The organism is Streptomyces sp. MJM8645, from assembly GCF_001625365.1.
Lineage (GTDB): Bacteria > Actinomycetota > Actinomycetes > Streptomycetales > Streptomycetaceae > Kitasatospora.
Map to the genome: position 1 here is coordinate 1 of NZ_LJJF01000004.1, position 12,688 is coordinate 12,688.

The window sequence follows — 12,688 nt, forward strand, 5'->3', positions numbered from 1 at the left end:
CCGCCTTGGCAGGTTCGATGATCGGGGCGAGCGGGGTGGGAGGCGGTGGTGAGGTGGCCACGGTGACGCCGACCGTGCCGTCCGCCTGACGGCCGACGGTGCTGATCACCGCACCGGAGTCGTCGACGACGTGGAACTGTCCGCGGGCGGCACTGTACGGGAGCTGGGAGGCGCGCTCCATGTTGGTGAGCCGCTGGTCCAGGCTCTTGAGGAGGGCGGCGAGTTCACGCTGCTGGACGGCCTGATCGAGTGCGTTGGTCACGTGTGCGTCCCCTTCTGACCGAAGCTGGTGATCAACCCATCGCGTCCGAGCGCTTGAGGGTCAACACCGCCGTGCCGTCGGGGCGTAGCTCGTCGGAGATGATGCGGTGCCAGACCTGGATGTCTCCCACCCACGGGACATGGGCCTGGACGAGGATGTCGTCGCCGGGTGACCAGGAGCCCAGGGGCGCGTTGGGGTGATCTCGGATCTCCAACATGGGGATGTAGAGGGCTTGTGTCCTGGACTGCAGTTCGCGGTTGCCGCGTGCGCGCAGGGCGGCTTCGCTGGTGGCCGCCTTGTCTGCGACGACGTGGACGCGGCGTAGCCGGCCGTCGGGGCGGGCGAGCTGGAGACGGGGCATCGTGGCGCCTTCGCCGCGGCCGAGGACCAGGACCTCGTTGGCGAAATCCTCCCCCATCGCGCGGGGCGTAGCGGTGGCGCTGATGTTCTCGCCATCAGCGAAGCGCAGGTCGGTGCGTTTTCGGCCGAGTCGGGGGGTGCCCAGACGCAGCCGGTGAACGATGGTGCGGTCGTTTCCGGTGGTGGTGGACCAGGAGTGTTCTTCGAGGTAGTCGAACTCGTGCTGGAGGGCGATGGTGTCGATGGCGTTGCCGCAGTCCGGGGTGTCCCACCAGGCGAGTTCGTAGGGGTCTGAGCCGTCTTCGGCGCCGAGGAGGATGTCAGCCTTGTGCTGGTCGAGTACCAGATCGAGGCGGGCATTGTCGTAGGACTGCAGGTGGTCCCAGATCTGGCGGACGGCGTCGTAGGCGTCGATACGGGGGCCGCCGTAGGGAGGCGGCGGCGGTGGGACCTGGACCGAGCGCGGCGGGTCAGTGAAGTCGATGTAGCCGTCGTGGTTCTTGTCGAGGCCGGCGTTGGGGTCGGGTGGGGTGATGAGCATGCCGGACTGGAGCAGGCCTTCGAAGGGCAGGCCGTGGGGGTAGGAGGTGTAGCCGGCGCACTCGACGACCCACTGGCCGTTCTCGGGCCGGGTCCTGACGACCAGGCCGCCGCCGCGGATCTGCCCGTCGACTTCGGCGAACACTGCTGTGTCCCACTCCTGAAGGACGGGCTGGCCGTCGGCGGCGATGAGGCGGGCGTACTCGGGTTCGATGTGCCCGGTCATGCCACCCGGGCCGGACAATTGGCGCACGGGAGCGGAGGTCAGCGTGAACGGCACGTCCCAATCGAGGATCTGCCCGGTCAGGACTCGGAGGGCGATGAAGCGCCAGCCCACAGCGCTACGCCCCGTCCTGGGCGGCGGCTTCCTGGAACTGCACGCGGCAGATGAGTTGGGTGGAGCTGTTGACGTCGATGCGGCCGGGGTCGATCGCGGTGGTCTGGATGTTCAGGGGCTTGGTGGTGCCGCGAAGGGCGGCGGGGATGGCGAACCTGTCGACGAGGAGCTTGTCGGCCCGGCGGAAGCCGGTGCCACCGTCGTCGTCGAGTTCGCTGTTCGAGCCAGCGATTCCAGCGAGGACGTGATGCATCTGGGCGTAGACGTTGTCGCCTGACAGGCGCAGGCCGCTCAGGTTGGTGGTGATGATCGCGGTGACCGCCCACTCCGGGATGTCGATGCTCCAGGCGGCCTGCTCCGGCCAGTTCTTCGGGTTGCCGTCGGTCGGTTCGATGTAGGAGTAGGCGCAGCCGATGACGGTGTAGACCCGCTCCTCGGTGCGGGGGCGGGTGACGCGGCGCAGGTCCTTGATGTGGGCTGGAAGGACGCTGGTGGTGTTCGGTGGCAGGTCGATGCGGGCGAGAGCGATCGCGGAGTCGCCCGGACGGGCCTGGCGTGCCGTGGTGGTGTTGGCCGGCACTCCGGAGATCACCCGGGTGGCGATGTACGGGCCGGTCGCCGGGGTGCTCGGCTGTGGCCAGGTCTCGCCCATCAGATAGGGGTTCTCGACCCGGGCGATGATGAGGTCGGAGCGCCCGGTCGGGCCGGTGGGGGTGATGGGGATACGGTCGGTGGAGATCATGCGGCCCGCGTAGGCCTCGTACTGGGCTCCGGCAGCGCGGTTGAGGATGGAGCATGCGCCGGTGAGGACTTCGACCTGCTGGCCGGGGGAGGAGAGTGCGCGAACACACAGGTCGGTGGGGCCGATGACACCTTCGGCGCCGCCGACGGAGTTGTAGGCGAGCAGGCGGGCGATCTGCGCGGAGTGTTCGGCGGATCCTTCGATGAACCACGGCACGCTGTCCCAGGGCACTTGTTCTCCTTCTCCGGGTGGGCTAGTAGAAGCGGTGGGCGGGACGCCAGGCGACGGTGGCGCGGGAGGTGCCGGTGTCGTCGACGACGGAGTAGCGGACGTGCTGGAGGCCGGGGGCCAGGAGCATGTCCTGCATGCGGGGGCTGCTGCGGGTCAGGGCGCCGGCGACGCTGGCGGTGTCGTCGCGCAGGACGGTGCGGGCCCAGGGGCGGGGGTCGATGGTGACCCACTCACCGTCGGCCAGGGCCAGGTCGAGGCCGATCGTCATCCGCTGGCGAAGGTCGCCCTGCTGGGTGCGGTCGGGTCCGAAGAAGGTGAGCTTGGGGTTGCGGCCGGGGCCGTAAACGGTGGTGACGGGCCAGGTCGGCACGGTGCCGGCCACGGGCATCGCCCCGGGGGGCTGCGGGGGCGCCGGCACGCGCTGCGACAGGGCGGCGGTCAGCGGCGACGTGAGACCGCGAATCGGCGCCGGGGCGGCGGTGGGGGTGGTCGACTCCTCGGCGTCGTCGTACCACCGTCCGTCGGCGATGAGGAACGTGGCGACGAGACTGGTGCTGCCCTGTCGGGTGAAGCGGGTGTTGGCCGGTGCGATGCTGCGCGGCCGGCCGTAAGCGCGGCGGATTCGTCCACCCTGCATGGTCCGCAGCACGGCGACCGCGCCCATGCGGCGGCGGATGGTGGCCGCGTCCCAGGCCGCGAGGAGGGTGTCGACGGCGCCGAGGTTGGCGGTGTGGCGTCCGACCGTAGTGCGTGCGGCGTTGACGGTGTCGACGGCCAGTTCGAAGCTCACGGTGGTGGAGGATGTGGTGTCCTGGCCGAAGCGCAGACCGTCTTCCTGGGGCAGTGGCGCGTCGCCGAGGACTCCGTCAGCGTGGTCGAGGCTGGGTTCGTTCAGCAGGTAAATGCCGGTATTGAGGGTGCCGAAGAGCAGGTCGGCGCCCGGGCGCAGGCCGTCGCCGTCGTAGGTCAGGTTCCACTCGCCCTCACGCAAGAACGCCATGGACGCCTCCCAGTCGGGCTCGGCGGAGCTGGAACATGGCGCCTTGGAGGGCGTCGCCGCTGGTTTCGCGTTCGGAGCGGGTGATGATCAGATCCCCGCCGACCAGTGCGGAGGCCTGCGCGGTGGGGGTGGCGCGCATCGTGTACTGGGCGCTGCGATACAGGTCAGCAGCGGTGAGGCTGGGCTGGCGCAGCGAGCCGGCCGCGTTGTAGACGACGTGGCCGCCGAACATGTCGGCGACGCGGGCGAGGATCTGCTCGGAGCGGGCACGCTTGGCGGGGCTGAGCGGGATGTACGCCTCGCCGCCGGTCTCCGGCTCGGCCCACACGCGCCACTCGCCGGGGCGGGCGATCTGCGCGATGTGCTTCTCGGTGCCGCGGGCGAACGCCTGGACGCGGCCGCGAATGCCGCCGTTGGCGAATCCGGTGAGGATGCCTCCGTCCGCCTGGTTACTGCGGGGAGGGCCGGAGGGGTAGTTGTACTGGACGTCGACGTTGACGGTGCGCCCGCGCAGCGTGTTGATGATGCTCTGGATGGCGGACACGCTCTGCGAGACCTCGGTGCTCGGCGCGGTGATGCGAACCTGGTGGTCCGGCAGCCGCTCGACCTTGAACCCGATGTTCTGGAGTTCGGAGATGGCCCGATCGGACGGGGCCTCGACGGTGATGCTCTTCTGCCCCGGGGTTGCGCTCAACTTGTCCTGGATGGACTGCAGTTCACCCATCGCCTTGAGGGTGGGCACGTCCACGTCGATCTTCTTCCCGGCCGGGAACCCGGCGAGAGTCTTCATGATCGAGTTGAGTTCGGCGTTCGCCGTCGCCGACGTGGTGGTGATCTGGACCTGCCCGTCCGGCAGGGTGATGACGGTGTAGCCCAGCCCCTGGAGCAGCGTCTTCGCCTCGTCGGTCATCGCCTGGACGGTGATCTGCTTGCTGCCGGGCACCTTGGCGTACTCGGCCTGGACGCCGGCGAGCTGGGCGAGGACGGAGTCGACGCCGCTGGCGGCGAGCAGGGTGGTGACCCGGTCGGGCACCAGGCCCATCGCGGCGGCGGCCTTCTCCGCCTGCTCCCGCGTGAGGCCGTAGCCCATCGCGGTCTTGACGGCGGACTCGTACAGGCGGGCCATCTCCGCCTTGGCGGCCTGGAGGGCCTCGGGGACGGTCTTCTTCTGGCTGATCGCCAGGTCGTAGGCGGCGCGGGTGGAGTCGAGCGTGGCGTCGCGGATCGACGTCATCGACTGGTAGAGCTGGTGGCCGTTCTCGACGCTCGTCTTGAGCGAGCCGTCCGTCTCCACCAGCGCCGAGCCCCAGCCCTTGAGGTACGAGGTGCCCTCCTTGAGGGCGGTGTTGCGCTCGTCGGTGGCGTTCTTGGACGCCTGGAGAGCGGAGAGCACCGCGCCGTCCGCGCGGGCCTGCGCGTCCTTGAACGAGAGGGTGCCGCCGGCGAGGAGGTCAAGGGCGGACTTGAGCGCGTCGGTGCGGGCGGTCGCGTCCACGGTGGCGTTGCTGAACTGGCCGACCAGCCCCTTGAGCTTCTCGTACACCAGGCCGGAGCGTTCGAGTCCGCCGGCGGCGTTGGCGACGTCCTTGGTCTTCTGGGCCTCGCTCTCCTGGACCTTGAGGAGCTCGTGCAGGGCCTTCGCGGCGTTCTCGGCGTCGCGGGCCTTGTTCTTGAGGTCGTCGGTCGGCTTGCCCCGGTACGCCTTGAGGGCGGCTTCGGCCTGCTCGTCCATGGTCTTGGACAGGGCCTTGAGGCCGCCATTGAGCCCGAGGTAGGCGGTCGTCATCTCCGGCAGGCCGATCTTGACCTTGGCCATAACGTCGAGCAGCTTCTCCTGCCCGCCGAGGACCTTCTGGTCCTGTAGGAGCTTGGCCGCGGTGGTGCGCACATCGGTGGTGACGGCGCCGTTGGTGTCCTTCAGCGCGGTGGACAGTTGCTGCTGGGCACGGCGCTGGTCGGCGGCAGCCTGGGCGGCCTTCTGGTGCCAGCTGGCCAGCAGGCCCAGGCCGATGCCGAGGCCTGCGACGGCCATGCCCATCGGCCCGCCCATGAACGACACGAGGCCGGACCAGGCGCCCTTGAGACCGACGGAGACCGCACTGCCCACCCCGGTGATACGCCCCGCTGCCTCACCAGCGGACGAGCGCGTGTCGAGGAAAGCACGGTTCATCGCATCGACGGTGGGAACCGTGGCGGCCAGGCGCGGCACGTTGGACTGCAGCGCGGAGACGGCCAGGCCGACGCGTCCGAGGGAGACGCCTGCGCGTTCGGCGTGCCACTGCTGCAGAGCCATCTGCTCGTTCAGGCCGCGGAACGTGCCGATGAGACCGGTGGTGGTGCGGGTCAGGCCGGTGGCGTTGGCGTTCGCCGCGTTGAACATGCCGTTGATGCCCTGGACGGCCTTGATGGCGAACAGGACAGCCAACAGACCACCGAGGGCGGTTGACAGGCCCGGCACGGTGCGCAGCAGCACGGCGACGACGTTGGCCAGGCCGGAGAAGACGGCCAGGATCGGGCCGAAGGCGGCCGCGCCGCCGGCGAGCCGGCCGATGATCTCGGCGATGTTGGACAGCACACCGATGACGTGGGGTCCAAGTAGGCCGAGGCCGTTGAAGAGGGCACCGATGGCGGGGACGAACTGGGTGCGGACCTGGGAGACCAGCGAGGCGATGCCACTGTCCGCGCCAAGGCGGGCGAGTCCGCGCCCGACGTCACCGACCAGGCCGATCATTTCCCGGGCGCCGGGCAGTGCCTGGTCGAAGTAGTCCTTCATCCGGTTCTTGCCGGTGTCGGAGTGCGACCACTTGTCGAACCGGTCGAGGGTGCGCTCCATCCCCGCGAGTAGGGAGTTGCCCGAGTCCCGGCCGGCGGCGAACGTGCCGCCGAGGCCCTTGCCGAGGCTGCGCAAGGAGCGGCCAAGCGAGGCCGCTACGTCGGCGCCCTCGTTCATGGCCCGGTTGAGAGAGCCGTTCTCGCGGGCAGCAGCGACGGAGGTGCGGGCCCACTGGGTACCGCGTCGTGTCGCCTCAGCGAGGCGCTCGACGAACGGGGCTCCGGCCACCACCAGGTCCTCGGTGGTGTGTCCGAGGTTCTTCATGCTGATGCCCATCAGGCCCAGCACCTTGGTGTTGGAACGGACGATCTCGGCACCGTCGGCCCGGAAAACGGGGGTCTGCATCCACCGGGCCGCGTCAGCTACGAAGCGATGGCCGGCGTCGGCAACGCCGTTCAGCTGGGTACGGACGAGCGGCAGGACGCTCGCGCCGAGCGGGGTGATGTCACGCGCGAGGTCGAAGAAGAAGCGTTTCTGCGCGTCCTGCTTGATGCTCTTCCAGACGCCCTGGAACCCGAGGAGCGCCTGGACGGTCTCCTGTACGGGCGGCGGGACGGCGTTGATTGCCGCTGTCATCTTCTGGAACTCGGCGGCGCTCATGGTGGTGCCGTCGCGCACCGCCGCGAGTTTCTGCCCGTACGCCTGCGCGGCGGTGCCAACGCCGCCGAACAGGGCCTTGGTGCTGAGCAGGCCGACGCCGAGCGCGGCCAGGACGCCGGGGATCGCGGCGAGGGTGTTCACCGCTGGCCACGCCGAGCCGACCATGGCGGTCAGGCCGGCTCCGAGCTGGGCCAGCGCGCCGACCGCTGGCTGCACGAGGGTGAGAATCGCGCCCATGAACAGGGCGCGGCCAGGCAGCTGGAACGGGATCTTGATCCCGCCGCCCTGGGCGACGTCGCCGTCCGCCTCGCGGACCCGGCGCCGCACCGCGTCGACCAGCCCTCGGGGGTCGATGTCGGGGCGCAGCCGCATCCGGGCGCCCTGCTCGCCGGTCGCCTCGGAGACGACGCGGGTCAGCTCGCGGCGGAAGTGCTCGCCGTCCGGGCTGACCTTCGCGCGGACGCCCGCGGCGGCGCCGTCGACGGCGCGTTCCATGTCGCCGCGCAGGTGCTCGCGGTCGACGGCGAGTTTGACCTTGGCGCGCAGCCCGGCGGACGCCTCCTCGACGACGGCCTTGAGCCGCTCGCGCAGGCCCTCGCCGTCGACGTCGATGCCGATGCGGGCCTTGATGCCCTCGCTGGCCTCCTCGACCTTGGTGCGCAGGCTGCGGGCGAAGCCGGCTGCCGTGGCCTCGACCTGCACGACGAGGCGCCCGGAGACCTGGCCCTCAGCCATGCTGGACCCTTCCTCGGTGCGAGGCCGCGTCAAGCAACTGGCGCAGACCTGACGTGCCGGACGACGGCGGTGGTGGTGCGGTGTCCGCGGTGCGGACGGTGTTCGGCCGGGGGACGGCCAGGGGTTCGGTGAGCCGCCGGTCGGCGGCGTAGACCGAGGTCAGCTCGACGAGCTGGGCGAGGAGTTCCTCCTGGAAGCCCCACCAGGCGCGCTCACCTGGGGCGCGGCGGGTGCGGGCCTGCTCGGGCAGCCCGTCGAGGAGGACTACGAGGCGGCGGACTCCGAGGAAGGCGGGGTCGCCGGGGCGGCGCCAGAGGTCGCGGGCGTCTCGCCGGTGGTGGTAGGCGAGGTCGTACTCGAGGTCGTCCCACCTGCCGCGGGCGAGGTCGGCGACCCGGAGAGCTTTCCCAGGCTCACGCCGTACGCCTTGACCAGGGCCTTCGTCAGACGGATGTAGTCGGCGATGCTGGGCCGCTGTGCGGTGAAGCGCTCGAACTGTTCGACGCCGAGCAGTAGCAGATACACGTCGCGCAGCGCGGCGAGGAAGGTACGGGGCAGGTGCGGGCGGGTCAGCAGCAGGTCAACGATGCCGCCGGCGATGTTCTGGTTCTTCTCATCGGCGATGACCTGCGCGGCGATGCCCATGAGGTCAAGGTTGTTCGCGAGCAGCGGGTCGAGCGCGTCCAACGGCAGCTCGGCCGGAAAGGTGAAGGTCTCCCCACCGAGCAGGACCGGGATGCCGTTGGGGTGGGTGACCTCCCGCTTCGGCGCGTCGAGGTCAATCACAAAGTCGCTCAAGGGAAGGTCCTCCAGGTCGGATGGGTGGTCGGCGGGGACGGTCGCACAGCCGCGAGGCTTGTGGCGACCGCTGCCGTCAGGACTCCTTGAACGCGGGGTCGTCGGTGAGCATGTACCAGGCATCGGTGTCGTCGCCGCCCAGGAGCCCCAGGCGCAGCGGCAGCTTCGAGCCGGAACCCTTCTGGAGGTCGTTGGCGACGCCTTCGAGCTGCATCGCCCGCGGGAAGACGAACCGGTAGTGCTTGCCGCCGTCGAGGACTTCGAGCAGCGCGGCGATTTCGATGCGCTCGCCGATACGTGGCGGGACGAACTTGTAGTGCCGGGCGTCCTTGTCGAGTCCGCCGCTGGGCATGATCTCCGCGATCTTGCCGCCGCCGTAGACGGCCTTGAAGTTCGCAGCGGACCACTGGAGCAGGTCCATCTCCACGGTGACCGCGTCGGCGGTCTGGAACTGGCGAACCGCAAAGTCGGACTGGGCAGACTTCATCGACTCAAAATTGGGCTCCTCCTTGAACTTCAGGGAGTCCTCGGTGGTGTGGCCGACCGACCGCCAGCCGGCCGCGAGCGCGACGGTTGCGTCAGTGGGCGCGACGGTCCCGACCGGCGCCAGATAGAGGTAGAGCCGGCCGGGAACGACGGTCTCGGCCGCGTTGGACTTCACGCTCATGGGGCTCCTCGGGGGCAGGGACTGCGACGAGGAGAAAAGGTGCGGCCCGAACAGGGCTTGTGTCGCGCCCTGGCTCATGGGTGCATGACGACTTGCAGGGAGATGCTGTAGCGGATCGCTCCCGAGGTGAGCTCGGTGAAGGCCAGCGGGCTGCTGGTGGCGACGTGGCTGACCACCGGCCCGGCCGGCGGCGGCTCGGCGTCGGGCAGGCCGAGCAGCGCGCCGGCCGCCAGCAGGGTGAGGCGGCGTAGTTCGGCGGAGCCGGGCCAGCCGGCCGGGTCGGAGATCACTTCGATCGTGACCTCGCCGACGGTCTCCCAGCGCAGCCCGCGCAGGTCACCGCCCGGGCCCGAGGTGACCCTCAGCCGTGGCCACGGCGCCTCGACCAGGCCGGAGACGTGGCCGGGGCCTCCGACCGCCTCCAGCACGGCTGGGTGCCGGCGCAGGTGGGCCAGTGCGGCGGCGACGGGGTCGACGGCCGCCACCTTCTGAAGGAGCGCCGGCTCGGTCATCAGCGGCGTGCGACGTAGCCGTTGGCGCGCAGCTGGCGGGCGTAGTCCGGGGCCACCCACACGTCGGCGCCGGGCAGGTAGTCCTGGCCGGAGATGAACAGGTGGTGGGAAAGCCGGACCTTCTCTGGGTCCTGGCCGGTGCCCAGGGGCGGGCCGACAACGGTCTGCTGGTCCGGCTCTCCGCTCGCGGCCGGCGGGGCGTTCTTGCTGCTGGTGTTGGTTGCCATGGCGGTGCACTGTGCAGGACCCGGGCCCTTGCGTCGCGCGCTCTACCGGTACTTGAGGGAGGTCTCGTTGACGGCTCTGGCCATGAAGTGGGTGCCCGTGGCGACCAGGCCGCCCGGGTAGACGTCGCCGAACTCGGCTTGGACGACGAGGTCCCCCTCGCAGACCACGGTGACCGTGACCCGGTTGCCGGCCGTCACGGGCTGACCAGTATTAATCCCATGGGCAACTCCCTTGGGGTCAAGGGTAGTTGTGCAGCGGCAGTTCTTGAGGTTCGCGACGGCTCGGCTGCTCTCGTCGCGCGGCGCCTTCATGTAGGTGTACTCGCCGACGCCGCGGTGCTTGCGGTCCCAGTCCATCGACGGCACCTTGAAGCGCAGGTTGTTCGGGACGCTCTGCCCCTCGGTCTGCACGTGGGTATGGCGGACCCGGTCGTCGGCGACGGTCACCCACTGCTTCGTGGGCGGGGCCAGACGCCTGGCTCGGTCGGCGACCTGGTCGGCGATTCGGCCGACCTCGGGCGCCACCATGGCAGCCACCAACTCCTCCAGCCCCGGCACCGCCTCGAAGCGCGCCATCAGGGCACCAGCGGCGGGTCGAGGGCTGCGGTGATCGCGATGTAGTCGGCCGCGCCGTCCACCGCGACGGCGCACAGCCGGGCCGTCGTGATCGTCCAGGACTCGGCTCCGTCGACGAGCCGGTCACCGGGGCGAAGCGGCCAGTGCCGTGGGTCGGCGCGCAGCGACCACGACCCGTCCGCCTGAACCACGGCGGCGCCGGGCAACGCCGGCCCCGAGGCCGCGGTCGTGCCGGGCCTCGGCGGCACGGGCAGGCCGTGCGCGTCGCGTTCCCAGGGGTGCTCGGCGACGTACGCGGTGAAGCGCCGATTCGGCAGGATCACCGCCACAGCGACGTTGTCCCCCCGTACGGCCACGGGGCAGCGGCCGGTCGGGGCCGCACGTACACCGGCGGCTGCCGGTAGCCGTCCAGCGTGACCAGCACCGGCAGCGCCCCGGGTTGGCCGGCGCTCGGCGCGGCCTCGTAGCTGATCGACTGCCCCTCTGCCGACAACGACGACACCCGGCGCCCGCTGGCCCCGCCGCCCGTGGTCGGGGTGTTGCGGATCGTCTCGGCGGCGTGCGCGGTGACGAAGCGCCGGATCGGCCGCTCGGCCGCGCCGTCCAGGCCGACGCGAAGCCGCACGTCGTACGTACCGTCCGGCAGCACCGTCCAGCTATCCACGGCGAAGTCGTCGTCCGGCGCGCAGTGCGCCCACGCCTGCCACGCCCCCAGGTCCGTCCCGGGCGCCGGGCGGACGCCGTTCAGCGTGGCCAGGCGCGGCACCAGCGAGCGGGCGAGGTACGCCTCCACGTCGGCCTGCGCGTCTTCGATCGCTGTTCGCAGGCCGTCGCGTTGCGCCTCGGTGAGCGGCAGCGGGATACCGGCGTGGTCGGCGACTGCTTCGGGCGAGGTGACCAGGCCGGTGCCGGTGGGCAGGTCGACGCGGATCGTCTGGTCCGTGTTGGCGGGCGCTCCGGCGGCCGGGGTGAAGGTGACGGTTCCCCAGTAGCGGCCGGCAGCCAGGGTGTCCGGGATCGTGAAGCGGAACGTGCCGGGTTTCAGCGCGACCGCGGCCGCGACGGCAGCGGGCTGGCCGGTGCGCTCGGGGTTGGGGTGCAGGGTGAGCGAGGTGACGGTCCCGCCGGCGGCGGCCGGGTCGAACGTGGCGCCGCCGTACGTGGCCTGCCAGTCGAGCGTCGACACCGCGGTCTACCTGCCGACCGCGTGGCGGACGCTGGCCTGGTCCCGCAGGCGCTGCAGCAGCAGCTCGACGACGGACTCGGACAGGTGGGCCCCCTGTGCAGCCAGCAGCGTGGTGCGGGTGCGGCCATACTCATCGGTTCGGTTCTCGACCAGGCGGATGGTGCTGACCAAGGCGCTGCCGTGCGGGGTGATCCTCTCGAACAGGGTGTCCAGGTCTGTGGGCGGGCGGCGGGTCTGCGAGTCGACGATCAGCCCATCGATAGCCTCCGGGAGCGCCTCCGCGACCGGCACTCGCTCGGGAACCCTGGTCTCCGGCACGGGGTCCGGTTCGGGCCCGGCCGGTGGCTCCAGCGGGGCGGCGGCCGGGACGAGCGTGCTCGCCTCCGCCATCGTGCTGTCTGGATCGACTGGTTCGGCGGCGGCAGCGGCCTTGCGGCTGCGCGGGGTGGTTGTCATCAGCTGTTCCTTCACCACGAAGCTGTTCGAGCCTCAGCAGGGTGGCGGCCGGGACGGCTTGTGTCGCGCCGAGCCGGCCACCACCGGAACGGGTCAGGAGTAGGTGAAGCCGCTCGTCTTCGTCACGGTGCCCGCGTCGTCGGTCAGCACGATGTCGACCGCGCCTGCCGCCTTCGCCGGGACGGTCACTTTCACCACGGTGTCGGAGACGATCGTCAGCCCGGTGCCCGCCGTACCGCCGAAGGTGACGGCGCTGGTGCCGTCCAGGTTCGTGCCCGTGATCGTCACCACGGTCCCGCCAGCGGCCGGGCCTCCGGACGGCAGGACCGACGTGATGGTCGGGGGCGGGAACAGCTTCGCGATGTCCGACTCCCGGATCTGCGCGCCGGGTTGGAAGGCGATTGTGCGGATCGCGCCCTCGGGCTTGCGGTCGCCCTCGGCGTAGCGGCGGGTCGCGTAGATCCGCTCGGTGACGGTCATCATCCGGTCCTGGACTGGGGTGGCCGGGAACCCGGCCTTCGTGATGCGGGCGCCGCCCACGGTGTAGAGGCCCATCTCTCACTTCCTGCTGGGAGTTGGCTATGCGGGCGTGATGCTCGCTCCCGGTGGTGCCTTCCGTCTTCTGC

14 protein-coding genes are annotated in these 12,688 nt (G+C 70.7%); all 14 read right to left on the bottom strand.

Features of this window, described 5'->3' with window-relative positions; all coding sequences use genetic code 11:
- The coding region (locus A6F73_RS38010; protein ID WP_159398757.1) for a hypothetical protein at window positions 1-262 on the bottom strand (262 nt) is incomplete at its 3' end.
- A gap of 31 nt (window positions 263-293) precedes the next feature.
- A complete protein-coding gene (locus tag A6F73_RS38015; protein WP_244293880.1) occupies window positions 294-1,388 on the bottom strand; it encodes a hypothetical protein in 1,095 nt (364 codons plus the stop codon).
- A 115-nt stretch (window positions 1,389-1,503) separates the two neighbouring features.
- Window positions 1,504-2,472, bottom strand: coding sequence for a hypothetical protein (locus A6F73_RS38020; RefSeq protein WP_063353028.1), 969 nt, complete (start codon window positions 2,470-2,472; stop codon window positions 1,504-1,506).
- Between the two features lie 22 nt (window positions 2,473-2,494).
- Window positions 2,495-3,472 (bottom strand): hypothetical protein, encoded by a 978-nt coding sequence (locus A6F73_RS38025; RefSeq protein ID WP_063353029.1) that lies wholly within the window; start codon window positions 3,470-3,472, stop codon window positions 2,495-2,497.
- Window positions 3,456-7,640: a hypothetical protein gene (locus tag A6F73_RS38030; RefSeq protein WP_063353030.1), complete on the bottom strand. Its 4,185-nt coding sequence runs from the start codon at window positions 7,638-7,640 to the stop codon at window positions 3,456-3,458. The genes A6F73_RS38025 and A6F73_RS38030 overlap by 17 nt, the downstream gene beginning before the upstream one ends.
- A gap of 264 nt (window positions 7,641-7,904) precedes the next feature.
- The gene (locus A6F73_RS38035) at window positions 7,905-8,438 is read right to left on the bottom strand and encodes a hypothetical protein (protein WP_063353031.1); all 534 of its coding nucleotides are present in this window, start codon (window positions 8,436-8,438) and stop codon (window positions 7,905-7,907) included.
- A 76-nt stretch (window positions 8,439-8,514) separates the two neighbouring features.
- Window positions 8,515-9,105, bottom strand: a complete 591-nt coding sequence (locus A6F73_RS38040) for a hypothetical protein (RefSeq protein ID WP_063353032.1) — start codon at window positions 9,103-9,105, stop codon at window positions 8,515-8,517.
- 74 nt (window positions 9,106-9,179) lie between these two features.
- On the bottom strand, window positions 9,180-9,617 hold the full coding sequence (locus A6F73_RS38045) for a hypothetical protein (RefSeq protein ID WP_063353033.1): 438 nt from the start codon (window positions 9,615-9,617) through the stop codon (window positions 9,180-9,182).
- Window positions 9,617-9,844, bottom strand: coding sequence for a hypothetical protein (locus tag A6F73_RS38050; protein WP_063353034.1), 228 nt, complete (start codon window positions 9,842-9,844; stop codon window positions 9,617-9,619). The genes A6F73_RS38045 and A6F73_RS38050 overlap by 1 nt, the downstream gene beginning before the upstream one ends.
- Before the next feature lie 42 nt (window positions 9,845-9,886).
- Entirely contained in the window at window positions 9,887-10,420 is a 534-nt protein-coding gene (locus tag A6F73_RS38055) for a hypothetical protein (protein WP_063353035.1), read from the bottom strand.
- A complete protein-coding gene (locus A6F73_RS38060; RefSeq protein WP_244293881.1) occupies window positions 10,420-10,743 on the bottom strand; it encodes a hypothetical protein in 324 nt (107 codons plus the stop codon). The genes A6F73_RS38055 and A6F73_RS38060 overlap by 1 nt, the downstream gene beginning before the upstream one ends.
- Complete coding sequence (locus A6F73_RS38065) at window positions 10,740-11,606, bottom strand: hypothetical protein (protein ID WP_063353037.1); 867 nt, start codon at window positions 11,604-11,606, stop codon at window positions 10,740-10,742. The genes A6F73_RS38060 and A6F73_RS38065 overlap by 4 nt, the downstream gene beginning before the upstream one ends.
- A 6-nt stretch (window positions 11,607-11,612) precedes the next feature.
- Entirely contained in the window at window positions 11,613-12,062 is a 450-nt protein-coding gene (locus A6F73_RS38070) for a hypothetical protein (RefSeq protein WP_063353038.1), read from the bottom strand.
- A gap of 93 nt (window positions 12,063-12,155) precedes the next feature.
- Window positions 12,156-12,617, bottom strand: a complete 462-nt coding sequence (locus A6F73_RS38075; protein ID WP_063353039.1) for an IPT/TIG domain-containing protein — start codon at window positions 12,615-12,617, stop codon at window positions 12,156-12,158.
- Window positions 12,618-12,688: the final 71 nt, after the last annotated feature.

Excerpts from the sequence above, each read along its gene's own strand:
- A6F73_RS38015 (WP_244293880.1), bottom strand. The coding sequence starts at position 1,388 with ATGACCGGGCACATCGAACCCGAGTACGCCCGCCTCATCGCCGCCGAC.
- A6F73_RS38025 (WP_063353029.1), bottom strand. The coding sequence starts at position 3,472 with ATGGCGTTCTTGCGTGAGGGCGAGTGGAACCTGACCTACGACGGCGAC.
- A6F73_RS38030 (WP_063353030.1), bottom strand. The coding sequence starts at position 7,640 with ATGGCTGAGGGCCAGGTCTCCGGGCGCCTCGTCGTGCAGGTCGAGGCC.
- A6F73_RS38040 (WP_063353032.1), bottom strand. The coding sequence starts at position 9,105 with ATGAGCGTGAAGTCCAACGCGGCCGAGACCGTCGTTCCCGGCCGGCTC.
- A6F73_RS38045 (WP_063353033.1), bottom strand. The coding sequence starts at position 9,617 with ATGACCGAGCCGGCGCTCCTTCAGAAGGTGGCGGCCGTCGACCCCGTC.
- A6F73_RS38050 (WP_063353034.1), bottom strand. The coding sequence starts at position 9,844 with ATGGCAACCAACACCAGCAGCAAGAACGCCCCGCCGGCCGCGAGCGGA.
- A6F73_RS38055 (WP_063353035.1), bottom strand. The coding sequence starts at position 10,420 with ATGGCGCGCTTCGAGGCGGTGCCGGGGCTGGAGGAGTTGGTGGCTGCC.
- A6F73_RS38070 (WP_063353038.1), bottom strand. The coding sequence starts at position 12,062 with ATGACAACCACCCCGCGCAGCCGCAAGGCCGCTGCCGCCGCCGAACCA.
- A6F73_RS38075 (WP_063353039.1), bottom strand. The coding sequence starts at position 12,617 with ATGGGCCTCTACACCGTGGGCGGCGCCCGCATCACGAAGGCCGGGTTC.